A 20,387-nucleotide genomic window follows, 5' to 3' on the forward strand; every position below is an offset into this window, starting at 1 on the left:
TTGTTTCAGTCCCAAAAGCTTAGCGCCGCCCTGTGCGGGCTGTTTTTTACCTTTGCCGCCCATGCGGGAAAACTGGCTATCGTCATTGACGACTTCGGCTACCGCCCGGCTGAAGAGAATAAAGTGCTGCAGATGCCCGCCGCGGTTTCTGTGGCGGTGCTACCCAATGCGCCTCATGCGCGTGATATGGCAACCAAAGCGCATCAGGGTGGTCATGAGGTGCTGATTCACCTGCCGATGGCGCCGCTGAGCAAACAGCCGCTGGAGAAGGACACGCTGACGCCGGAGATGAGCAGCGAAGAGATCGCGCGCATCGTGCGTGAAGCCAGCAACAAAGTGCCGTATGCGGTTGGCCTGAACAACCATATGGGCAGCAAAATGACCTCCAGCCTGCCCGGCATGCAGAAAGTGATGCAGGTGCTCAATCACTACAACTACTACTTTCTCGATAGCATGACCATTGGCAACAGCCAGTCGGTCCCGGCCGCACAGGGCACGCAGGTTAAGGTGCTGAAGCGGCGCGTATTCCTCGACGACAGCCAGAATGAAGCGGCGATTCGCACCCAGTTCACCCGCGCAGTGAAGCTGGCACAGCGCGATGGCTACACCATCGCTATTGGCCATCCGCATCCCACCACGGTACGGGTGTTGCAGCAGATGTTGCCGACGCTACCGGGCGATATCACCCTGGTCCGCCCCAGCCAGTTGCTCAACGAACCGCTGCGCCAGGGCGCTACGCCGCCGGCCAGCACGCCGGTGAAACCGCGCACCCCGGTATTCCGTGCGCCGGGCGTGTGTAAGCCTGCACAGCCGCTGCCTGCCGTACCGCAGAGTCGTGCGGTGGAGGTGGTGACAGAGAGCATTACCGGCAGTCCACTCATGCAGTCGCTTAAACAGCTATTCTGATTATCAGGCGCAGCGTGCTGCGCCTTATTTAACGCCACACCTTTTCCGCGCAAGGATATCGGAATAGATGACGTCAACCAGAAAGAAAATTCTGCTGCTGGATACCGGGCGCGAATGGGGCGGTGGTACCAACAGCATGCTGGAATTACTCAAGCGCATCGATCGCCAGCGTTTCGCTATCACCTGCTGTTTTTATCAGAATTATGCGCGTGGCAATCAGGAGACCATTGCCTCGGTATTAGAGGCGATCGGCATTCCGGTGACATTTATTGCGCAGCGTCGCCAGCCGCTCTGGGCAAAAATCACCAAAGAGTTGCTGCGCACCCTGCTGTTTTTTAACCGCGCGGTGAAAAAAAACGCCATCGACCGCATCGATCGCCAGTGGCGCATGCAGCCTAACGCCCGCCAAATCGCGACGATTTTACGCGACGGTGGCTATGATGCGCTGTACATGAATAATCAGCCCAGCACCAACGTTGAAGGCTATCTCGCCGCTGAACAGACTCACGTGGCGTTAATTCAGCACTGCCGCATTGATCCGTTACTCAATAATGCGCTGGTCAAGATGATTAATCGGCATTGTGATGCGGTGATTGCCGTGTCACAGGGCGTACACCGCACCCTGAGCGAAAGCGGTGTTGATGCGCAGCGCTGCTTTACCGTATCCAACGCTATCGATATTCATCAGCCGCTGCCGGTGCGTGAGGCGGTGCGTCAGCGCTTTGATTATCCCGCCGATACCTTTATTTTCGGCTCCATCGGTTCCCTGATTGCGCGTAAATCTAACCATCATATTTTGCAGGCGTTAGGTGCATTCAGCCGCGCGCATCCTGCCGCTAAATGGAAAATGGTGATCGTCGGTGCCGGCCCGGAGCAGCAGCACTTACAGCAGCTGGCGCAAAAAGAGGGGATTGCCGCGCAGGTTATTTTTACCGGCTTTCAAAATAACGCACTGGATTATCTGGCGGCATTCGATACGTTTATTCTCGCCTCAGCCAGTGAAGGGCTGCCGCGCGTGGTGCTGGAAGCGATGCTGGTGAATACGGCGGTGATAGGTTCGAATGTCGTCGGTACGTCGGAATTAATTCAACACGGCGAGACCGGTTTACTGTTTGACTATGGCAATACGCAACAGCTTAGCCAGCATCTTAGCGCGCTGTGGCAGGATACTGCGCTGCGCCAGCGTTTAATCGCCGCCGCCGCCGCCCGGGTGCGCGAGCGCTATAGCATTGAACATTACGTATCGGGCGTGGAAAACATTCTGGAAAACGTCATGGAGAGAAAAAAGCATGTTTGATTTTTTAAATAAACACCGTCGCTATATTCTCTCGCGCCACAACATTCCCGCCACGCAGGCGGATGCGCAGGGCACAATTGCCGTCAGTTCCGTGGTCATTCCCTGTACCGGCGCTGATTACATTGAAGAAGCGGTGCTCAGCGCTTATTTTGCCAGCCGCTGCGCCGACACCATCAGCGAAATTGTCATCGTCAGCGATCAGCCTTCCAGCGCTTTTCCGCCGCTGCCGGCACGCGTGCGTGTGGTGACGCTGGAGGTGCCGTTTCGTGAAGAAAACTACCGCTATAAACAGATCTACCGCAGCCGCCTGATTAAACTTCAGGCCCCCTTGCAGGCGACCGGTGAAGGTATATTGATGATCGATTCCGATCTCAATTTATTAAAAACGCCGGATATTGCGATGCGTGAGCATCATCTGTACAGCAGCTTCCGTCAGGGCAAGATGATCGCCAAACTGGCCGGCGCGCCAGAAGAACATATTCCGGCCTATTACCACCACACCGTTCGCCCTTATTTGCAGGATCACGTGAATGGCGCCTATCTGGCGGCCTCCCGTCGCACATGGCAGCGTATTTGTCCGCTGTGGCTGACGTTATTTAATGATACCTGGGAATTGATGAACGACGACCAGCCGCCAACCGATCAGCTACCGCTCGCTGCCCTGCTCGACCTGCTGGATCTCCGCACGGTCAATCTGGGCGAATGGGCTAACTGGCCGGTGTCGAAACGCATTGGTGGTCAGTCGGCCGTGATTCCACCGCAGGTGATTGGCGCGCATGGCGGCTTTCCCTTAAGTGAATGGCAAAAATATTTGCAGGATCCGCACCAGCCGCTGAGCTTCAAAGGCCAGGACTACACGCGTAAGGTGCGTTACCTGACCGATGCGGAAAAACAGCAATCCTGAGCGTCACCGGCCCGCAGGCCGGTGTGTCGTTTAATCCCAGCTCAGCACCACTTTGCCTGAACGCCCGGAACGCATCTCGTCGAAGCCCTGCTGGAAGTCGTCGATGTGATAGCGATGCGTGATGATCGGCGTCAGATCGAGGCCGGACTGAATCAGCGCGGCCATTTTGTACCAGGTTTCAAACATCTCACGGCCGTAAATCCCCTTGATAAACAGCCCCTTGAAGATAACCTGATTCCAGTCAATCGACATTTCACCCGGCGGAATGCCCAGCAGCGCGATGCGTCCGCCGTGATTCATGGTCTCCAGCAGGGTACGAAACGCCGGCGGCGCGCCGGACATCTCCAGTCCGACATCAAAGCCTTCGGTCATCCCCAGTTCCGTCATCACCTCGCGCAGATTCTGCTGCGCCACGTTGACCGCACGCGTCACGCCCATTTCACGCGCCAGCCCGAGGCGGTACTCATTGATGTCAGTGATCACCACGTTTCGTGCGCCGACGTGCTTACACACCGCTGCCGCCATAATGCCAATCGGTCCGGCACCGGAGATCAGCACGTCTTCACCTACCAAATCAAACGAGAGCGCGGTATGCACCGCGTTACCGAACGGATCGAAAATCGCCGCCAGCTCGTCGGAAATATTGTCGGGAATTTTGAACGCGTTAAACGCCGGGATCACCAGATATTCAGCGAAGCAGCCCTGACGATTAACCCCGACACCCACGGTATTACGGCATAAATGGGTACGGCCGGCGCGACAGTTGCGGCAGTGGCCACAGGTGATGTGACCTTCGCCCGATACGCGATCGCCAATGGCGAAACCCTTCACTTCCTGACCGATACCGACCACTTCGCCCACGTATTCGTGGCCGGTGATCATCGGCACCGGAATGGTTTTGCGCGACCAGTCGTCCCAGTTATAGATATGCACATCGGTGCCACAGATGGCGGTTTTGCGGATTTTAATCAGCAGATCGTTATGACCGGGCTCCGGCACCGGCGCGTCGTGCACCATCCAGATCCCCTCTTCCGCTTTCAGTTTAGCCAGTGCTTTCATCCGTTGGCTCCTGCAGTGATAACCCCTAACTGTTGTCCGATGCGCGTGAAGGCCGCCACCGCGTGCTCCAGCTGCGCCTGAGTGTGGCCGGCAGAAATCTGCGTGCGAATGCGCGCCTGGCCCTGTGGCACCACCGGATAGAAGAAGCCGGTAACGTAGATGCCCTCCTGCTGGAGCAGGCTGGCAAACTGCTGCGCCACTTTGGCATCGCCCAGCATCACCGGAATGATGGCGTGATCGGCACCGGCCAGCGTAAAGCCCGCGGCGGTCATTTTTTCCCGGAAGAAGCGGGCGTTTTCCCACAGCCGCTGCCGCAGCCCATCGCCTTCGTTCAGCAGATCCAGCACGCGCAGCGACGCGGCCACAATCGCCGGTGCCAGCGAGTTAGAGAACAGATAAGGGCGCGAGCGCTGACGCAGCCATTCAACCACCTCGCGTTTTGCCGCCACGTAACCGCCGGACGCACCGCCCAGCGCTTTACCCAGCGTGCCGGTCAGAATATCCACGCGATCCATCACGCCGCAGTATTCATGCGTGCCGCGTCCGCTTGCGCCGACAAAGCCCACCGCGTGCGAGTCATCCACCATCACCAGCGCATTAAACTCATCGGCCAGGTCGCAAATGCCCTGCAGGTTAGCGATCACGCCATCCATGGAGAACACGCCGTCGGTGGCAATCAGCAGATGGCGCGCCCCCTTGTCGCGGGCCTCCTGCAGGCGCGCGCGCAGTTCAGCCATATCATTGTTGGCGTAACGATAGCGCTGGGCTTTGCACAGGCGGATGCCGTCGATGATCGACGCATGGTTGAGCGCATCCGAGATAATCGCGTCTTCCGCGCCCAGCAGGGTCTCAAACAGGCCGCCGTTGGCGTCGAAGCATGAGGAGAACAGGATAGCCTCTTCCATGCCGAGGAACTCCGCCAGCCGGCGCTCCAGCAGCTGATGGCTGTCCTGCGTGCCGCAGATAAAACGCACCGACGCCATGCCAAAACCATGCGTATCCATACCGTCTTTGGCGGCCTGAATCAGCGCCGGATGGTTCGCAAGGCCGAGATAGTTATTGGCGCAGAAGTTAATCACCGGCGGGCTATTGGCGACGTTGATTTCCGCCTGCTGCGCCGAGGTCAGGGTGCGCTCCTGTTTGAACAATCCGTCCTGCCGCGTTGTCTCAAGCTGTTGCCGGATTTGTGAATAGAACTGATCGGACATGATTCTGCTCCTCAGATAGCAAAATTTTGGCACATATTACTGATCGAAAAGCGAATGGACGACAATTCAGCCAGGGAAATCTCCGTTTTGCAGCATAGTTCACGCGGCGCGCAGAATTTGTGCAGCGCGATCGGCGTCATCTGGCTGTCCGCATCGGGCTGAAATGTTATGATGTTAGGTATTCGTGCGTGGAACCTCCTGTTTCACCCCAACTGTTTAAAGGCAAAGCATATGATTATCGTAACCGGCGGCGCGGGCATGATTGGCAGCAACATTGTGAAAGCGCTCAACGATCGCGGTCATACCGATATCCTGGTGGTGGATAATCTGAAAGATGGCACCAAATTCGTGAACCTCGCGGATCTGGACATCGCGGATTATATGGATAAAGAGGAGTTCCTCACCTACATCATGTCGGGTGAAGATCTGGGTCCGATTGAAGCGGTGTTCCATGAAGGTGCCTGTTCAGCCACCACTGAGTGGGACGGTAAGTACATGATGGACAATAACTATCAGTACTCGAAAGATCTGCTGCACTTCTGCCTCGAACGTGAAATTCCGTTCCTGTATGCCTCATCGGCCGCCACCTACGGCGGGCGTAACGAGAACTTCATTGAAGAGCGCCAGTACGAGCAGCCGCTCAACGTGTACGGCTACTCAAAAATGCTGTTCGACCACTATGTCCGCCAGATTCTGCCGGAAGCAGATTCGCCAGTGTGCGGCTTCCGCTATTTCAACGTGTACGGGCCGCGTGAAGGCCATAAAGGCAGCATGGCGAGCGTCGCGTTCCACCTCAATACGCAAATCAGCAACGGTGAAAATCCTAAGCTGTTCGAGGGCAGCGACAGCTTCCGTCGTGACTTCATCCACGTTGATGATGTAGTGGCGGTCAATCTGTGGTGCTGGGAAAACGGCGTATCCGGCATCTATAACTGTGGTACCGGCCGCGCCGAATCTTTCCAGGAAGTGGCGGATGCAGTGCTGAAGTTCCACCAGCAAGGCCAGATCGAATACATCCCGTTCCCGGACAAACTGAAAGGGCGCTACCAGGCCTTTACGCAGGCGGATCTCAGCAAACTGCGCGCCGCGGGCTATGACAAACCGTTTAAAACCGTTGCGCAGGGCGTGGGCGAATACATGGCCTGGCTGAACCGTCACGCATAAGGAAACCGGCACCGGCGATGAAAATTCTGGTTATTGGCCCCTCCTGGGTCGGCGATATGATGATGTCGCAAAGTCTCTATCGCACGCTGAAACAGGCGCACCCTGAGGCGGTAATTGATGTGATGGCGCCGGCCTGGTGCCGGCCGCTGCTGTCACGCATGCCGGAAGTGAATCAGGCGCTGGCGATGCCGCTTGGCCACGGTGCGCTGGCGCTGGGTGAGCGCCGTCGCCTGGGCAAAGCGCTGCGGGCCAGCGGTTACGATCGCGCCTATGTGCTGCCAAACTCGTTTAAATCGGCGCTGGTGCCGTTTTTTGCCGGCATCAAACGCCGCATCGGCTGGCGCGGCGAAATGCGCTATGGCGTGCTGAATGACGTGCGGGTGCTGGACAAAGCCGCGTTTCCCTTAATGGTGGAGCGCTATGTGGCGCTGGGCTATGACCAGCCGGTTGCGGCGGCAGCACAGTTGCCGCAGCCGCTGTTGTGGCCGCAGCTGCGCGTCGACGACGATGAAAAACGCATGACCGCGGCGCAGTTTGCGCTGTCGGCCGATCGCCCGGCCATCGGCTTCTGCCCCGGTGCCGAATTTGGTCCCGCGAAGCGCTGGCCACACTATCACTACGCCGCGCTGGCGGCACAGCTGATTACTGAAGGCTATCAGGTGCTGCTGTTTGGCTCGGCTAAAGATCGGGAAACCGGCGAGGCGATCCTGCAGGCGCTGCCGGACACGGCACGCGCGCACTGCCGCAATCTGGCGGGCGAAACGCAGCTGGAGCAGGCGGTGATTCTGATCGCCCACTGTGCTGCGGTCGTCAGCAATGATTCCGGACTGATGCACATTGCCGCCGCGCTCAACCGGCCGCTGGTGGCGCTGTATGGCCCGAGCAGCCCGGACTTCACGCCGCCGCTGTCCCATCAGGCGCGCATCATTCGCCTGATTACCGGCTACCACAAAGTGCGCAAAGGCGATGCCGCAGAAGGCTATCACCAGAGCCTGATTGATATTCAACCGGCACGCGTGCATCAGGAACTCAATGAGTTACTGCATCCGGTGCAGGAGTAACCATGCACGTTTTGATTGTTAAAACCTCGTCGATGGGTGATGTGCTGCACACGTTGCCGGCGCTGACCGATGCGATGCAGGCGATTCCCGGCATTCGCTTCGACTGGGTAGTGGAAGAGAATTTTGCGCAGATCCCCGGCTGGCATCCGGCCGTCGACAAAGTCCTGCCGGTGGCGATTCGTCGCTGGCGCAAACACTGGTTTGGCAGCCAGCAGCGCGAAGAGCGCGTGCAATTCAAACGCGAGCTGCAGTCACGTCAGTACGACGTGGTGATTGATGCCCAGGGGCTGATTAAAAGCGCCGCGCTGGTGACGCGCCTGGCTAAAGGCATCAAACATGGCCAGGACAGCCGCAGCGCACGTGAACCGTTCGCCAGCTGGTGGTATGACAAGCGTCATGAGATTGGTAAGCAGCAGCACGCCGTGGAACGTACGCGCGAACTGTTCGCGAAAAGTCTGGGCTATGAAAAACCGGCCACGCAGGGCGACTATGCCATTGCCGGTCATTTTCTCGCGGCACAACCGCAGGATAGCCAACCGTACCTGGTGTTTCTGCACGCCACAACGCGCGACAACAAACACTGGCCGGAAGATCACTGGCGCCAGCTCATCGCGCGGGTTCAGCCCACTGGCCTGCGCGTCAGGCTGCCGTGGGGCGCCGAACACGAGCACCAGCGCGCGCAGCGGCTGGCAGCAGGGTTTGATCATGCAGAGGTCTTGCCGAAGCTGACGCTGGAGCAGGTGGCGCAGCAGCTGGCGGGCGCCCGTGCGGTGGTCTCAGTAGATACCGGTTTGAGCCATCTGACCGCCGCGCTGGATCGCCCCAACATCACCCTGTTCGGCCCGACTGACCCGGGTCTGATTGGTGGCTACGGCAGGAATCAGCATGCGTTACGGCCCGCGCAGGGCAGCAGCAGCATGGCAGACATTCAGCCTGACGACGTGATGGCCATGCTGGCTGAGATCGCGCTGTAACGCGATTGGGCGGCTTAGCGCTGCTGTTGCTTCAGCCGGGCAAACTCCGTGAGCGTCATGCCCTGCGTCCGGGTCGCCAGCCAGCTGAACAGACCTTCCAGATCGTCATACAGGCGTTCAATATCAGCCTCCGTTTTAAACGTGGGGCTGCCATCTGGCATAAACTCGGATGAATGCAGCATGAACTCCACATAGTCGTTGCCCTGTGCGAGCGTCTGTTCTGCCACCTGTTTCATCTGGGCCAGATTTCCCCCCACCGGACGCAGCCAGTTCACTGAAGGGCCACGCTGCCTGCCGCGGATGCCATTCCACACTTTTTTGAGCTGATTAGTGAACGCGCCATAGCGATACTGAATGCTCATTGGCAGTTCCAGCAGCGGGCTGTCACCCGGCCTGGAAATATCCTGTTCATTGAGGAAGTAAGCGCGATCGGGGAAATGGCTGTAATCCGTTCCGCCCTGTCCCTGCGGTGCACCCGGCGCATTACGCCAGCTCACGCGCGGCGTAACCGAGCAGTCAACCAGATAGCCCTGATCGATCAAGGCGCGGGCGTACACTTCATTAAATGCCCAGCGGCCGGCGCGGTGGCTGGTCATTTTACGCTGAAAAGCGTTCTCCAGCAGATCGGTCATAAAGGCGACTTTATCGCGCAGGACGTTTTCCGGATATTCGATCAGATAAGGTTGGTAACGCCACTCATCGTCGGTCAGCGCATATTCAGGTGGACTGTACCAGGCATGTAAATGCATACCGATTTCGCCCTGACCGCGCGCCAGCAGATCGCGCCCGAACTCGACATAAGCCGGGTCACTGGCCATCTCATAGTTGGTCAGCCAGGTCGGTTTAAAAGCGTATTTCTCACACAGCGCCTGGAAGCGCGGTAAAAACCGGACGTTATGGGTAGTGACCTTGCCGCTGCGATTGCGCCACAGGTTATCCCCTTCGGTATCAAGGGTAATTAAAAAGGCAGGTTTTTCCATAACTTATCCGGTGAATTACAGTGTTATAATCGCTATGGTACGCAACGCTCCTGACGGGCGCAAACTTTTCCCATGCGGGTTCAGGGGGAAGTCGATAGCGGTATAAGATTAGTTAAACTAGAATAATTTAAACTCTTCACTGGCCTGAATTTTAGCAATTAACCGAGCGCACGTTCGTGTAAAATTACCTGGCCATAAAAATAATTAATTGAATTTTCTTATATTAAGTCCTGATAGCACCGGGAATGATAGCAGCTAAGTCTTTACAGCAGACTGGCATGTAGGGGTAAAAAATTTTGTCGAAACGCATTTTAATGGTGATTGATGGCCTGCCGGGCGGCGGCGCCGAAAAAGTCGTACTGACTCTGGCGGGGGGCTTCCTCAGTCAGGGACACCAGGTTTCGATCTTCTCATTGCGGAAGGTATGTGATTACCCTATTCCGGCTGGCGTGGATTACCAGGTGATTCTTGATCGCTGTAACCACCCGTGGCGCAAGCTGACAGAAACATGGCGCCGCGCGCGTCTGCTGGATCGTGCGGTGCGCGACAGTGAAGCGCGTCACGGCAAATTTGATCTGATCCTCTCTCATCTGCATAAAACTGACCGCATTGTCAGGCAAACGCCTGCGCTCGATGGAGACAGGACCTGGTTCTGTCTGCACGGCGTGTTTTCTGCTTCGTATCTGGCACGTAAAACCGGCTTCTCGCTGTGGCTGAAGCGGCTGAAAATCCGTCACGTTTATCAGGATCGCCAAATCGTCGGGGTTTCGCAGTACGTCATCGACGATATGGTGCAAAACATTGGCGTACAGCCCCGCCAGGCCAAAGTGATCGCCAATCCTTTCGATTTTGACAGCCTCGCCCGGCTGGCCGCTGAACCCTGCCCGTTAGCCGGCACCGATTTCCTGGTGCACGTGGGACGCTTCCATGAAACCAAACGCCATGACCGCCTGCTCGAAGCCTATGCCCTGAGTGGCATCACCGCGCCGCTGGTTTTGCTGGGACAGGGAAGCGAAAAAATAACGCAAAAATTGCGTGAGCAGGCGCAGAATTCAGGCATTGCGGAGCGCGTGCGCTTCGAAGGTTTTCAGCGCAATCCTTATCCCTGGATACGGCACGCGCGCCTGCTGGTGGTCAGCTCCGACAGTGAAGGTTTTGGTAATGTGCTGGTCGAAGCCCTGAGCTGCGGCACCCCGGTGGTCAGTACGCGCTGTCCGGGCGGTCCTGTTTCAATCCTCACCGGCGAACTGTCACGCGGTCTGGCAGAGATGAATGCAACATCGCTGGCAGAAAAAATGCGAGAAATTTATACAACTCCCCCCAGGTTGCAACATCTGGACTTAAGCATTTATAGTTTGAGCGTTGTTTGCCAGCAATACCTGCAGCTTATTCAGGTGGCGGAGACGTCATTTTCAACCACGCAGCACGTTTCAGGTTAACAGGTCCCCCATGACGGTGTGACCGAATCATGGGGATGACTACTTGACGTACGTACTACTGTTTATTCTTTTTTCGCCGGTCAAATGGTTGATGAAGTTTGTTCATGGCCGCACCGGTAAAAATCTGGTGATACAGACCGCTAAAATTGGCGACTATATTAATATCACGCCGTTATTATCCCACCTGGGAAAAAGCGATGCCCTGCTGAGCTATAGTGTCGCCCCGCTGGCTGAACGTGACGCCACGCTGGAGCACATCTGGTATATCGAAGATCATCGCTCCGGTTTGATGAAAAAAATAAAACTGGTGTGGCAGCTGCTCAATCGCTACGACAATATTTATTTGCTGCATCCCACCAATCTCAATTTATTTATTGCCGCCTGCTGCAATGCCAGCAACAAACAATTTCTTTCCAGCTATCGCCGCAAAGGCTATCAGGGCCTGTTTTATTTAACGGCCAGCGGCGTGGTTTACCACGAGAAAAATACCTTAACGCTGGAAAATTACCTGAAACTGGCCGATCGCTCTTTTACCAAAGAGAGTTATCCCAAACATGCCACCCTGCCACTGTGGCAACCGGAAACCCTGCCAGCGGAAATTACTCAGGCGCCGGGCATCCGCATTGGTATTAGCGTAACGGCAGGGAATCAGGCCAAAACCATTCCGCCGTTAATCTGGTGTCGGCTTTTCGACCACCTGAGCGATCTCCCCTGCACTTTTTTTGCTTTCGGCGCACCGAATGAACAATCACGCGTTCAGGAGTTGTTTAAAGTTGCGGGTCAGCGAAACAATCTGGTGAGTCTGGTAGGTAAAATTCCGCTCGAGGCGCTGCCTGCCGCCATTAACGAGATGGATTTCTATATCGCCTCGGATTCCGGCAATGTGTATATTGCCGACGCGCAACAGGTACCGGTGATTTTAATTTATGGTCCCTGCTGCGTAGAGGAGCAAAGGCCGCTGGGTGACGTGCTCTTAATTGGCCCAAACCACATCGCGCCCTCTTCGTTTGTGTTCGCTGCGCAATACAAATTTGCCCATCCGGTTGAACAGCTGTTCGAGCTGGATGAACGCAAGCTAAATGATATCCATGATTTTATCCGCACCCGGCAGCAGCAGCGCCTGGCGCGACGGAACAACGAAGAACATGACAGCGCAGCCCGATAGCTCATCCCCGCTACTCAGTCTCATTATCCCGATGTTTAACGCTGGTGCTGACTTTACCGGCTGTATCAATGCCTTGCTGGCGCAAACCCTGACCTCGCTGGAGATCATCATTGTTGATGATGGCTCCACCGACGGTTCCGGCGAGCGCGCCGACGCGCTGGCGCAGCAGTACCCGCATATCCAGGTGATTCATCAGCCGAACGGTGGCGTGTCGCGTGCGCGCAATGCCGGGCTGGCCGTGGCGCGGGGTAAATACGTCAGCTTTCCCGACGCTGACGACACCATGGACCCGGCGATGTACCAGACGCTGGTCGACATGGCGGAGCGCGATCGTCTGGACGCTGCGCAGTGCAACGCCGAGTGGTTTTTCAAGGCCAGCCAGACAATTAAGCCGATGATTCCGCGGGATCGCCTCACCAGCACCGGCGTGTTAAGCGGGCCGGAGTGGCTCGACAAGGCGCTGAAAACCCGGCGTTACCTGCACGTCGTGTGGCTCGGTATCTACCGCCGTGAGCTGATCGAACAGCTTAATCTGCAGTTTGAACCCGGTCTGCATCATCAGGACATCCCGTGGACTACCGAGTTTATGCTCAACGTGCAGCGCGTGCGCTACACCGATCGGGTGCTGTATCGCTACTACATGCACGATGCGTCGATCAGCAACCGCAAGCGCACCGGCCAGCACAACGTCGACTATCAGCGTCACTACCTGAAAATCGCGCGCATGCTGGAAGAGATCAATACGCGCTATCGTCACAAGGTGAAGATTTACCCGAGCTTCCACGCGCAGATTACCCGCGAAGCGCTGAGCGTGTGCCACGCTATCCGGCGCGAACCGGACGCCGCAGCGCGCCAGGCAATGATCGCCGATCTGTTTAGCAGCCAGACGCACAAACGCATGCTGCGCAATGCGCGCGGCGCGCGTCAGTGGTATCAGCTGCTGCTGTGGCTGAGCCGCATTTATCGCTGGCGCAATAAATAAGCGCCCGCCGCGGCTTTAACCCCTCCAGGGTTTGCCCTACAATCAGCTCACTGAATTTTGAGATGATTTGAGTATGGCAAGCCCGATTCCAGCCCACTTTGCACCGCAAAATATTTTGCTGATAAAGCTGCGTCATCATGGCGATATGCTGCTGACCACGCCTGCCATCAATGCGCTGCGCCAGCGCTATTCGCAGGCCAACATTGATGTGCTGCTGTATAAAGAGACGCGCCCGATGCTGGAAGCGCATCCGGCGATCCGTCAGCTGCATATCATCGATCGCAACTGGAAAAAGGAAGGCGGCTGGCAGAAGTTTCGCCATGAGGTCGCGCTGGTGCGGTCGGTGCGCGCCTGCCATTACGATGTGGTGATTAATCTGGCCGACCAGTGGCGCAGCGCCATTATTACCGGCCTGTCCGGTGCCCCGGTGCGCATTGGCTTTGCGTACCGCAAGCGCGACAACGCGTTCTGGCGCTGGTGCCATAACCAGTTGGTTTCCACCGACCGTCACCATCAGCTGCACACCGTGGAACAAAACATGACGGCGCTGCAGCCGCTCGGCATTCCCACCGCCGGGGCGACAGCCTCCATGCATTTCAGCACCGCCGACCAGCAAAAAGTGCAGGACGTCCTCGCTCAGCAGTCGATTACCGGACCGTTTGTGGTGGTGCAGCCCACCTCGCGCTGGGTTTTTAAGTGCTGGGAAGATGAAAAGGTGGCGCAGCTGATTGATGCGCTGGCCGCTGATGGTCGCAGCGTGGTGCTGACCGCCGCGCCCGATCAGAAAGAGCTGGCGATGATCGCCCATATCCAGTCGCTGTGCCGCACGCCGAATGTGGTGTCGCTGGCGGGCCAGCTCTCGCTGCCGCAGCTGGCGGCGCTGATCGACGCCGCACAGCTGTTTATTGGCGTCGATTCCGCACCGATGCACATGGCCGCGGCGCTGCAGACGCCGTGCCTGGCGCTGTTCGGCCCGACCAAGCTGCAGCACTGGCGCCCGTGGGGCGACAATAACCGCGTTATCTGGGCGGGCGACTATGCGCCGCTGCCGTCACCGGATTCGATCAATACCAATACCGAGCAGCGCTATCTGTCTGCCATCCCGGTTGAGGATGTGCTTGCCGCCGCCAGGAGCCTTTTGCATGACTAAGTTACGGCTGGCGATTGTCCGGCAGAAATACCGGCCGGACGGCGGTGCCGAGCGTTTTATCTCACGCGCGCTGGAAGCGCTGGACAGCGAGCAGCTCGACCTCAACATCATTACCCGCAGCTGGCAGGGCACGCCGAACCCGGCCTGGCACCTGCACATCTGCAATCCGGCAAAATTCGGCCGCATTTCGCGTGAACGCGGCTTTGCCCGCGCGGCGCGCGCCTGCTGGGAACGGGAAAAGTTCGATATCGTACAGAGCCACGAGCGCATCGCCGGCTGCGATATTTTCCGCGCCGGCGACGGTGTGCATCGCGTATGGCTGGAGCAGCGCGCGCGCATTGTTTCGCCGTGGCAGCGGCTGAGCGCCAGCCTGAGCCCGTACCATCGCTATGTGCTGCAGGCGGAAGCGGAGATGTTCAACGCGCCCTCGCTGAAAGCGGTGATCTGTAATTCGCACATGGTGAAACAGGATATTTTGCGCCACTTCGCGCTGGATGCCAGCAAAATCCACGTGATTCACAACGCCATTGATAGCCAGCGTTTTCAGCCTGCCAGCGATACGCTGCGTCACGCCGCGCGTCAGCGACTCAACCTGCCGCAGGACGCCACGGTGATGATCTACGTCGGCTCCGGCTTCGAACGCAAAGGGCTAAAGGCCGCTATCGAAGCGGTCGCTAATAGCGATCGCTACCTGGTGGTGGTCGGCCAGGACAAACAGCTGGCGCGCTATCAGCAGCTGGCGAACCAGCTTAACTGCCTCGATCGCCTGCGCTTCGCCGGCGTGCAGCAGGACGTTCAGCCGTTTTACCATGCCGCCGATGCGCTGCTGCTGCCGACGCTGTACGATCCGTTTCCCAATGTGGTGCTGGAAGCGATGGCCTGCGGGCTGGCAATCATTACCAGCACCGGCTGCGGCGGCGCAGAATTTATCACCAACGGTGAAGAGGGTTTTGTCTGCGATGCGTTGGATATCAAGGCGTTAAACGAAGCGGTAATAGCGACGCCCGCGCTTTCGCACAATTCAGCGCTGGGCGCGGCCGCGCGTCGCAAAATCGAACCTTATGGTCCGCAAAGACTGGCGCAGGCACTGACTTCGCTTTATCAGCGCGTCCTGCAAACCCGTTGACGAAGTGGTATGAGCAGGCGGTCAGTTTCTGTTAACATGCCGCCTTTCCTGTGTTTTTTGACGCGAACTGGTCGTAACCTTAACTATGACGACTCTCTATACAGCCCTGCTTTATCTGATTCAGCCACTGATCTGGCTGCGCCTGTGGCTGCGCGGTCGAAAAGCACCGGCCTATCGCAAACGCTGGGCGGAGCGCTACGGCTACTGCAGCGGTAAAGTGGCGCCGCACGGCATCGTGCTGCACTCGGTTTCGGTCGGTGAAACGCTCGCCGCCGTGCCGCTGGTGCGCGCGTTGCGTCATCGCTATCCGACGCTGCCCATTACCGTGACCACCATGACGCCCACCGGCTCCGAGCGTGCTCAGTCGGCGTTTGGCAAAGACGTGCACCACGTCTATCTGCCGTACGATTTGCCCGGCTCAATTAACCGTTTCCTCGATACCGTCGACCCGCGGCTGGTGATTATCATGGAAACCGAGCTGTGGCCGAACATTATTCGCATTCTGCATCAGCGCCAGATTCCGCTGGTGATTGCCAATGCGCGCCTGTCTGAACGCTCCGCCAGAGGTTATAAAAAGCTCGGCGGTTTCATGCGTGACCTGCTGCAGCGCATTACGCTGATCGCCGCGCAGAACGTTGAGGACGGCGATCGTTTCCTCAGCCTTGGCCTGAAGCGCTCGCACCTGGCCGTGACCGGCAGTCTTAAGTTTGATATCTCCGTTACGCCGGAGCTGGCGGCACGCGCGGTGACACTGCGCCGCCAGTGGGCATCGCGCCGGCCGGTGTGGATCGCCACCAGCACGCACGAAGGCGAAGAGGCCATCGTGCTCGACGCCCATCGCCGCCTGCTGCAACAGTTCCCGGATCTGCTGCTGATTCTGGTGCCGCGCCATCCGGAACGCTTTAAAGATGCCTGCAATCTGACGCAAAAACGCGGCTTCAGCTTTACCCTGCGCAGCAGCGGCGAGATCCCCTCCAGCGCCACGCAGGTGGTGATTGGCGATACCATGGGCGAACTGATGCTGCTGTACGGCATCGCCGATCTGGCCTTTGTTGGCGGCAGCCTGGTGGAGCGCGGCGGCCACAATCCGCTCGAGCCCGCTGCACATGCCATTCCGGTGCTGATGGGCCCGCACATCTGGAACTTCAAAGATATCTGCGCCCGTCTGCAACAGGCGGAAGGGCTGATCACCGTTACTGATGTGGTGTCGCTGGAAAAAGAAGTGGCGAACCTGCTGCAGGATGACGATTATCGCCGCTACTACGGCCGCCACGCGGTAGACGTGCTGCACCAGAATCAGGGCGCACTGCAGCGTCTGCTACAGTTACTCGAACCGCATCTGCCTCCACGAGCTCATTAACGCATGTCGCAACGCCAACGTCTTTCCGTGGTGATGATCGCCAAAAACGAAGCTGAACTCCTTCCGGAGGCGCTGGCTTCCGTCAGCTGGGCAGATGAAATCATTCTGCTGGATTCGGGCAGCAGCGATGCGACCATCGAGGTGGCACGCGCGCACGGTGCGCAGGTCTATCAGGCAGACGGCTGGGCCGGCTTTGGTAAGCAGCGTCAGCGCGCCCAGGCCTTTGCCAGCGGCGATATGATTCTGATGCTGGATGCCGATGAACGGGTTACGCCAGAGCTGCGCCGCGCCATTGAGCAGGTGCTGACACAGCCGCCCAGCGATAAGGTTTACAGCCTCGGGCGCAGTAATCTGTTTCTCGGCCGCTTTATGCGCCACAGCGGCTGGTATCCCGACCGCGTGCTGCGCCTCTATCCGCGCCATCTGCGCTATAACGACAATCTGGTGCACGAATCGCTCGAGACGCAGGGCACGCCGGTGGTGGCGCTGCCGGGTGATTTGCAGCACCTGACCTGCCGCGATCTGATTGCCTTCCAGCGTAAGCAGATGAACTATGCCGAAGCCTGGGCACAGGAGCGCTTTCAGCGCGGCAAGCGCTGCAGTATTCTCTCTGTTTTCAGCCACACCGCAGGCGCGTTTATTAAGACGCTGCTGCTGCGCGCCGGTTTTCTCGATGGTAAACAGGGCTGGATTCTGGCGGTGGTCAACGCACAATACACCTTTAATAAATACTCGGCGCTCTGGGCGCTGCATCACACCTCAACACAGGGCCGCGTATGAGCACTAAAGCGATTTATCCCGGCACGTTTGACCCGATGACGCTGGGCCATCTGGATATCGTCACGCGCGCAGCGCAGATGTTTGATCGCATCGTGCTGGCGATTGCCGCCAGCCCGAGTAAGAAGCCGCTGTTTAGCCTTGATGAACGTGTCGATCTGGCGCGCCAGGTTACGGCCCATCTGCCAAATGTTGAGGTGGTTGGCTTTAGCGATTTGATGGCGAATTTTGCCCAGGCGCAGAACGCGAACGTGCTGGTGCGCGGTCTGCGTGCGGTATCGGACTTTGAGTATGAGCTGCAGCTGGCGCACATGAACCGTCATCTGCGGCCCACGCTGGAGAGCGTGTTTCTGATGCCGTCCGAAGGCTTCTCATTTGTCTCGTCGTCGCTGGTCAAGGAAGTGGCGCGCCATCAGGGTGACGTGCAGGCATTTCTGCCTGCCGTGGTGCATCAGGCGCTGCTGGCGAAGCTGGCGCAGCCGTAATCAGTGCTGGCAGCGTGGACACCAGAAGGTGCTGCGCTGACCGTGTTTACCGCTGAGGATCGGCGTACCGCAGGCACGACAGGGCTCGCCGGCACGGCCATACACCTGCAGCTGCTGCGCAAAATAACCTGGCTTACCGTCGGTCTGCAGGAAATCACGCAGCGTGGTGCCGCCCTGCTCAATCGAACGCAGCAGTACGGCTTTGATGGTGTTCGCCAGCAGTTCCGCTTCCGCTTCACTCAGGCTCATCGCCGGACGATCGGGTAAGATCCCGGCGGTAAACAGCGATTCGCTGGCATAGATGTTACCCACGCCCACCACCACTTTGTTATCCATCAGCCACTGCTTGATCACCGTGCGTTTGCCGCGCGACTTTTCATACAGATACCCGCCGTTGAAGGCATCGCTCAGCGGTTCCGGACCGAGGTGCGCCAGCACGCTGCTGCCTTCCGGATCGGTAGTCCACAGCCAGGCGCCAAAACGCCGCGGATCGGTATAGCGCAGCACTTTGCCATTGCTCATCACCAAATCGACGTGGTCATGCTTCGCAGCCGGCAGTTCGCCGGACAGGACGCGCAGGCTGCCGGACATGCCAAGATGAATGATGATCCAGCCGTGCGGCAGCTCCAGCAGCAGATACTTGGCGCGGCGCTGTACGCTGAGCACCGGCTGGTCGCTCAGCGCATGGATTTCATGGGAAACCGGCCAGCGCAGACGCGGATTGCGCACAATGGCATGCAGAATGGTTTCTCCCACCAGGTGAGGTTCTATACCGCGTCGGCTGGTTTCTACCTCAGGTAATTCAGGCATCTCATCTCCTCAACGTAGCGCAGAAACAAAAAACCCGGCCGGAGCCGGGTTTTTCGCAAGAACACCAAAATTACTTAATTTTGGCTTCTTTGTAGATCACGTGCTGACGTACAACCGGATCGAACTTTTTCAGTTCCAGTTTCTCAGGTTTAGTACGTTTGTTCTTCGTGGTGGTATAGAAGTGACCTGTACCAGCAGAGGAAACCAGCTTGATCTTCTCACGAATACCTTTAGCCATGATTCAGTTCCTTAGTACTTCTCACCACGGGCGCGGATTTCGGCCAGAACCGTATCGATGCCCTTTTTATCAATAACACGCATACCTTTAGCAGATACACGCAGAGTAACGAAGCGCTTCTCGCTCTCAACCCAGAAACGGTGAGAGTGCAGGTTCGGCAGGAAACGGCGTTTCGTCGCGTTCATTGCGTGGGAACGGTTGTTACCGGTCACCGGACGCTTTCCAGTTACCTGGCAGACTCGTGACATTTCTATTCTCCAAAAATCAAATCAGCTCGAGCTTTAAAAACTAGGTTTTGGCCGCCTCGTCAGGCCTTAGCCCGCCCAGGCGAGTTCCATGTGAACCCGCTAAGCTGGCCCAAACGCCAAACCCGAGATTCTCAAAGGTGGCGTAGTATACGCCGCTAAGCCGAAGTGCTCAAGTCCCGAACAGATAAAGATCCCTCCGGATCGCGCAAAAACGCCGGATTTCTGCCCAGTTGACGCCGCGAATTACAGCCAGCCGCGCTCAGCGAAAGAGGTAAACTCACCGTGACCAATCACCAGATGATCTAATAAGCGGATATTCAGCAGCGCGCAGGCCTGCGCCACCTTGCTGGTAATCTCACGATCGGCACGGCTCGGTTCCGCCATGCCGGACGGATGATTGTGCGCCAGTATCACCGCCGCCGCGTTGAGCTTTAGCGCCTCACGCACGATTTCACGCGGATGCACTTCCACGCTGGCAATGGAGCCGGAAAACATCTTCTGCGCCTGCAAAACGCGGTGCTGGTTATCCAGAAACAGCGCCATAAAGATTTCACGCTCCTGATGTGCCAGCACGCTTTGCAGGTAGTGGCGCGTGACCTGCGGATTCTCCATCACATTTTCGCGCGCCAGCTGGCTGGCAAAAAAGCGCCGCCCCAGTTCCGCAATGGCATGCAGTTGCGTCATTTTGGCGCTGCCGACGCCCTTTATCTGCCCCAGCTCCTCTTTACTGGCGGTCATGATGCGATACAGCGAACCGAATTCATTCAGCATCAGCCGCGCCAGCCCCATCACGCTGTTGCCGCGCGTGCCGGTGCGTAAAAAGATCGCCAGCAGTTCGGCATCGCTTAGCGCCTCGGCGCCCAGCAGCGTCAGTTTTTCCCGTGGTGCCAGTTCCGTCATCGTTCCGCCCTCCTTGCAATGCCGCCATTCTGCGCCGGTGCATTGCAGGCCACCAGCGGCGCGTGACAAATTCCAGAGCCGGCTCGCAAAGGGCGCAGGCAGTGAAAAGGCGGGTCGCCGATTTTGTGATAAAGTTGCCTGCATCTGTCGCGCC

21 protein-coding genes are annotated in these 20,387 nt (G+C 57.7%); 14 read left to right on the plus strand and 7 right to left on the minus strand.

Annotated elements, in window-relative coordinates; all coding sequences use genetic code 11:
• The 3 genes from C1Y43_RS19145 to C1Y43_RS19155 all read left to right on the plus strand — a co-directional run bounded on the left by C1Y43_RS19145 (position 1) and on the right by C1Y43_RS19155 (position 3,107).
• Positions 1-906 (plus strand): divergent polysaccharide deacetylase family protein, encoded by a 906-nt coding sequence (locus C1Y43_RS19145; RefSeq protein ID WP_104189303.1) that lies wholly within the window; start codon positions 1-3, stop codon positions 904-906.
• 67 nt (positions 907-973) lie between these two features.
• Entirely contained in the window at positions 974-2,203 is a 1,230-nt protein-coding gene (locus tag C1Y43_RS19150) for a glycosyltransferase (protein ID WP_104094246.1), read from the plus strand.
• Positions 2,196-3,107, plus strand: a complete 912-nt coding sequence (locus tag C1Y43_RS19155) for a hypothetical protein (protein ID WP_058775481.1) — start codon at positions 2,196-2,198, stop codon at positions 3,105-3,107. Before C1Y43_RS19150 ends, C1Y43_RS19155 begins: the two co-directional genes overlap by 8 nt.
• A 30-nt stretch (positions 3,108-3,137) precedes the next feature.
• Here the strand turns inward: C1Y43_RS19155 and tdh are convergent, their stop codons facing one another.
• Positions 3,138-4,166, minus strand: a complete 1,029-nt coding sequence (tdh, locus tag C1Y43_RS19160; RefSeq protein ID WP_058759416.1) for an L-threonine 3-dehydrogenase — start codon at positions 4,164-4,166, stop codon at positions 3,138-3,140.
• Positions 4,163-5,374, minus strand: a complete 1,212-nt coding sequence (locus C1Y43_RS19165) for a glycine C-acetyltransferase (protein ID WP_058771026.1) — start codon at positions 5,372-5,374, stop codon at positions 4,163-4,165. The genes tdh and C1Y43_RS19165 overlap by 4 nt, the downstream gene beginning before the upstream one ends.
• Before the next feature lie 231 nt (positions 5,375-5,605).
• Between C1Y43_RS19165 and rfaD the strand changes: the two genes are divergently transcribed.
• Genes rfaD through rfaC form a run of 3 tightly spaced genes read left to right on the plus strand, consistent with a single transcriptional unit; the run spans position 5,606 to position 8,573 of the window.
• On the plus strand, positions 5,606-6,538 hold the full coding sequence (gene rfaD, locus C1Y43_RS19170; RefSeq protein ID WP_021507062.1) for an ADP-glyceromanno-heptose 6-epimerase: 933 nt from the start codon (positions 5,606-5,608) through the stop codon (positions 6,536-6,538).
• Between the two features lie 17 nt (positions 6,539-6,555).
• Positions 6,556-7,599: an ADP-heptose--LPS heptosyltransferase RfaF gene (gene rfaF / locus C1Y43_RS19175; protein WP_104189248.1), complete on the plus strand. Its 1,044-nt coding sequence runs from the start codon at positions 6,556-6,558 to the stop codon at positions 7,597-7,599.
• 2 nt (positions 7,600-7,601) lie between these two features.
• Positions 7,602-8,573, plus strand: a complete 972-nt coding sequence (rfaC, locus tag C1Y43_RS19180) for a lipopolysaccharide heptosyltransferase RfaC (RefSeq protein WP_088516667.1) — start codon at positions 7,602-7,604, stop codon at positions 8,571-8,573.
• Positions 8,574-8,587: 14 nt separating this feature from the next.
• Here rfaC and C1Y43_RS19185 read toward each other — a convergent pair whose 3' ends face one another.
• On the minus strand, positions 8,588-9,553 hold the full coding sequence (locus C1Y43_RS19185; protein WP_104189250.1) for a deacetylase: 966 nt from the start codon (positions 9,551-9,553) through the stop codon (positions 8,588-8,590).
• A gap of 314 nt (positions 9,554-9,867) precedes the next feature.
• Here C1Y43_RS19185 and C1Y43_RS19190 point away from each other — a divergent pair, with 314 nt between their 5' ends.
• The 8 genes from C1Y43_RS19190 to coaD all read left to right on the plus strand — a co-directional run bounded on the left by C1Y43_RS19190 (position 9,868) and on the right by coaD (position 18,037).
• Complete coding sequence (locus tag C1Y43_RS19190; RefSeq protein WP_058759422.1) at positions 9,868-10,992, plus strand: glycosyltransferase; 1,125 nt, start codon at positions 9,868-9,870, stop codon at positions 10,990-10,992.
• A 43-nt stretch (positions 10,993-11,035) separates the two neighbouring features.
• Positions 11,036-12,157: a glycosyltransferase family 9 protein gene (locus C1Y43_RS19195; protein ID WP_104189252.1), complete on the plus strand. Its 1,122-nt coding sequence runs from the start codon at positions 11,036-11,038 to the stop codon at positions 12,155-12,157.
• Positions 12,138-13,139 carry a glycosyltransferase gene (locus C1Y43_RS19200; protein WP_072208994.1) on the plus strand — a complete coding sequence of 334 codons (1,002 nt, stop codon included), beginning with the start codon at positions 12,138-12,140 and terminating at the stop codon, positions 13,137-13,139. The genes C1Y43_RS19195 and C1Y43_RS19200 overlap by 20 nt, the downstream gene beginning before the upstream one ends.
• A gap of 73 nt (positions 13,140-13,212) precedes the next feature.
• The gene (gene rfaQ, locus C1Y43_RS19205) at positions 13,213-14,289 is read left to right on the plus strand and encodes a putative lipopolysaccharide heptosyltransferase III (RefSeq protein ID WP_104189254.1); all 1,077 of its coding nucleotides are present in this window, start codon (positions 13,213-13,215) and stop codon (positions 14,287-14,289) included.
• Positions 14,282-15,415, plus strand: a complete 1,134-nt coding sequence (locus C1Y43_RS19210) for a glycosyltransferase family 4 protein (protein WP_104189256.1) — start codon at positions 14,282-14,284, stop codon at positions 15,413-15,415. The genes rfaQ and C1Y43_RS19210 overlap by 8 nt, the downstream gene beginning before the upstream one ends.
• A gap of 85 nt (positions 15,416-15,500) precedes the next feature.
• The gene (waaA, locus tag C1Y43_RS19215) at positions 15,501-16,775 is read left to right on the plus strand and encodes a lipid IV(A) 3-deoxy-D-manno-octulosonic acid transferase (protein WP_021507071.1); all 1,275 of its coding nucleotides are present in this window, start codon (positions 15,501-15,503) and stop codon (positions 16,773-16,775) included.
• A 3-nt stretch (positions 16,776-16,778) separates the two neighbouring features.
• Positions 16,779-17,555, plus strand: coding sequence for a glycosyltransferase family 2 protein (locus C1Y43_RS19220; RefSeq protein WP_010616498.1), 777 nt, complete (start codon positions 16,779-16,781; stop codon positions 17,553-17,555).
• A complete protein-coding gene (gene coaD / locus C1Y43_RS19225; RefSeq protein WP_104189258.1) occupies positions 17,552-18,037 on the plus strand; it encodes a pantetheine-phosphate adenylyltransferase in 486 nt (161 codons plus the stop codon). The genes C1Y43_RS19220 and coaD overlap by 4 nt, the downstream gene beginning before the upstream one ends.
• Here coaD and mutM read toward each other — a convergent pair whose 3' ends face one another.
• The 4 genes from mutM to radC all read right to left on the minus strand — a co-directional run bounded on the left by mutM (position 18,038) and on the right by radC (position 20,233).
• Positions 18,038-18,847, minus strand: coding sequence for a bifunctional DNA-formamidopyrimidine glycosylase/DNA-(apurinic or apyrimidinic site) lyase (gene mutM / locus C1Y43_RS19230; protein ID WP_058771020.1), 810 nt, complete (start codon positions 18,845-18,847; stop codon positions 18,038-18,040).
• A gap of 70 nt (positions 18,848-18,917) precedes the next feature.
• Positions 18,918-19,085 carry a 50S ribosomal protein L33 gene (rpmG, locus tag C1Y43_RS19235; protein ID WP_001051798.1) on the minus strand — a complete coding sequence of 56 codons (168 nt, stop codon included), beginning with the start codon at positions 19,083-19,085 and terminating at the stop codon, positions 18,918-18,920.
• 11 nt (positions 19,086-19,096) lie between these two features.
• Positions 19,097-19,333 carry a 50S ribosomal protein L28 gene (rpmB, locus tag C1Y43_RS19240; protein ID WP_010616494.1) on the minus strand — a complete coding sequence of 79 codons (237 nt, stop codon included), beginning with the start codon at positions 19,331-19,333 and terminating at the stop codon, positions 19,097-19,099.
• A 243-nt stretch (positions 19,334-19,576) separates the two neighbouring features.
• Complete coding sequence (radC, locus tag C1Y43_RS19245) at positions 19,577-20,233, minus strand: DNA repair protein RadC (protein WP_021507076.1); 657 nt, start codon at positions 20,231-20,233, stop codon at positions 19,577-19,579.
• Between the last annotated feature and the right edge of the window lie 154 nt (positions 20,234-20,387).

This window comes from Pantoea sp. ICBG 828 (assembly GCF_002928355.1).
GTDB classification, from domain to species: domain Bacteria; phylum Pseudomonadota; class Gammaproteobacteria; order Enterobacterales; family Enterobacteriaceae; genus Pantoea; species Pantoea dispersa.

Excerpts from the sequence above, each read along its gene's own strand:
- C1Y43_RS19150 (WP_104094246.1), top strand. The coding sequence starts at position 974 with ATGACGTCAACCAGAAAGAAAATTCTGCTGCTGGATACCGGGCGCGAA.
- C1Y43_RS19155 (WP_058775481.1), top strand. The coding sequence starts at position 2,196 with ATGTTTGATTTTTTAAATAAACACCGTCGCTATATTCTCTCGCGCCAC.
- tdh (WP_058759416.1), bottom strand. The coding sequence starts at position 4,166 with ATGAAAGCACTGGCTAAACTGAAAGCGGAAGAGGGGATCTGGATGGTG.
- C1Y43_RS19165 (WP_058771026.1), bottom strand. The coding sequence starts at position 5,374 with ATGTCCGATCAGTTCTATTCACAAATCCGGCAACAGCTTGAGACAACG.
- rfaD (WP_021507062.1), top strand. The coding sequence starts at position 5,606 with ATGATTATCGTAACCGGCGGCGCGGGCATGATTGGCAGCAACATTGTG.
- rfaF (WP_104189248.1), top strand. The coding sequence starts at position 6,556 with ATGAAAATTCTGGTTATTGGCCCCTCCTGGGTCGGCGATATGATGATG.
- rfaC (WP_088516667.1), top strand. The coding sequence starts at position 7,602 with ATGCACGTTTTGATTGTTAAAACCTCGTCGATGGGTGATGTGCTGCAC.
- C1Y43_RS19185 (WP_104189250.1), bottom strand. The coding sequence starts at position 9,553 with ATGGAAAAACCTGCCTTTTTAATTACCCTTGATACCGAAGGGGATAAC.
- C1Y43_RS19190 (WP_058759422.1), top strand. The coding sequence starts at position 9,868 with ATGGTGATTGATGGCCTGCCGGGCGGCGGCGCCGAAAAAGTCGTACTG.
- C1Y43_RS19200 (WP_072208994.1), top strand. The coding sequence starts at position 12,138 with ATGACAGCGCAGCCCGATAGCTCATCCCCGCTACTCAGTCTCATTATC.
- rfaQ (WP_104189254.1), top strand. The coding sequence starts at position 13,213 with ATGGCAAGCCCGATTCCAGCCCACTTTGCACCGCAAAATATTTTGCTG.
- C1Y43_RS19210 (WP_104189256.1), top strand. The coding sequence starts at position 14,282 with ATGACTAAGTTACGGCTGGCGATTGTCCGGCAGAAATACCGGCCGGAC.
- waaA (WP_021507071.1), top strand. The coding sequence starts at position 15,501 with ATGACGACTCTCTATACAGCCCTGCTTTATCTGATTCAGCCACTGATC.
- C1Y43_RS19220 (WP_010616498.1), top strand. The coding sequence starts at position 16,779 with ATGTCGCAACGCCAACGTCTTTCCGTGGTGATGATCGCCAAAAACGAA.
- coaD (WP_104189258.1), top strand. The coding sequence starts at position 17,552 with ATGAGCACTAAAGCGATTTATCCCGGCACGTTTGACCCGATGACGCTG.
- mutM (WP_058771020.1), bottom strand. The coding sequence starts at position 18,847 with ATGCCTGAATTACCTGAGGTAGAAACCAGCCGACGCGGTATAGAACCT.
- rpmG (WP_001051798.1), bottom strand. The coding sequence starts at position 19,085 with ATGGCTAAAGGTATTCGTGAGAAGATCAAGCTGGTTTCCTCTGCTGGT.
- rpmB (WP_010616494.1), bottom strand. The coding sequence starts at position 19,333 with ATGTCACGAGTCTGCCAGGTAACTGGAAAGCGTCCGGTGACCGGTAAC.
- radC (WP_021507076.1), bottom strand. The coding sequence starts at position 20,233 with ATGACGGAACTGGCACCACGGGAAAAACTGACGCTGCTGGGCGCCGAG.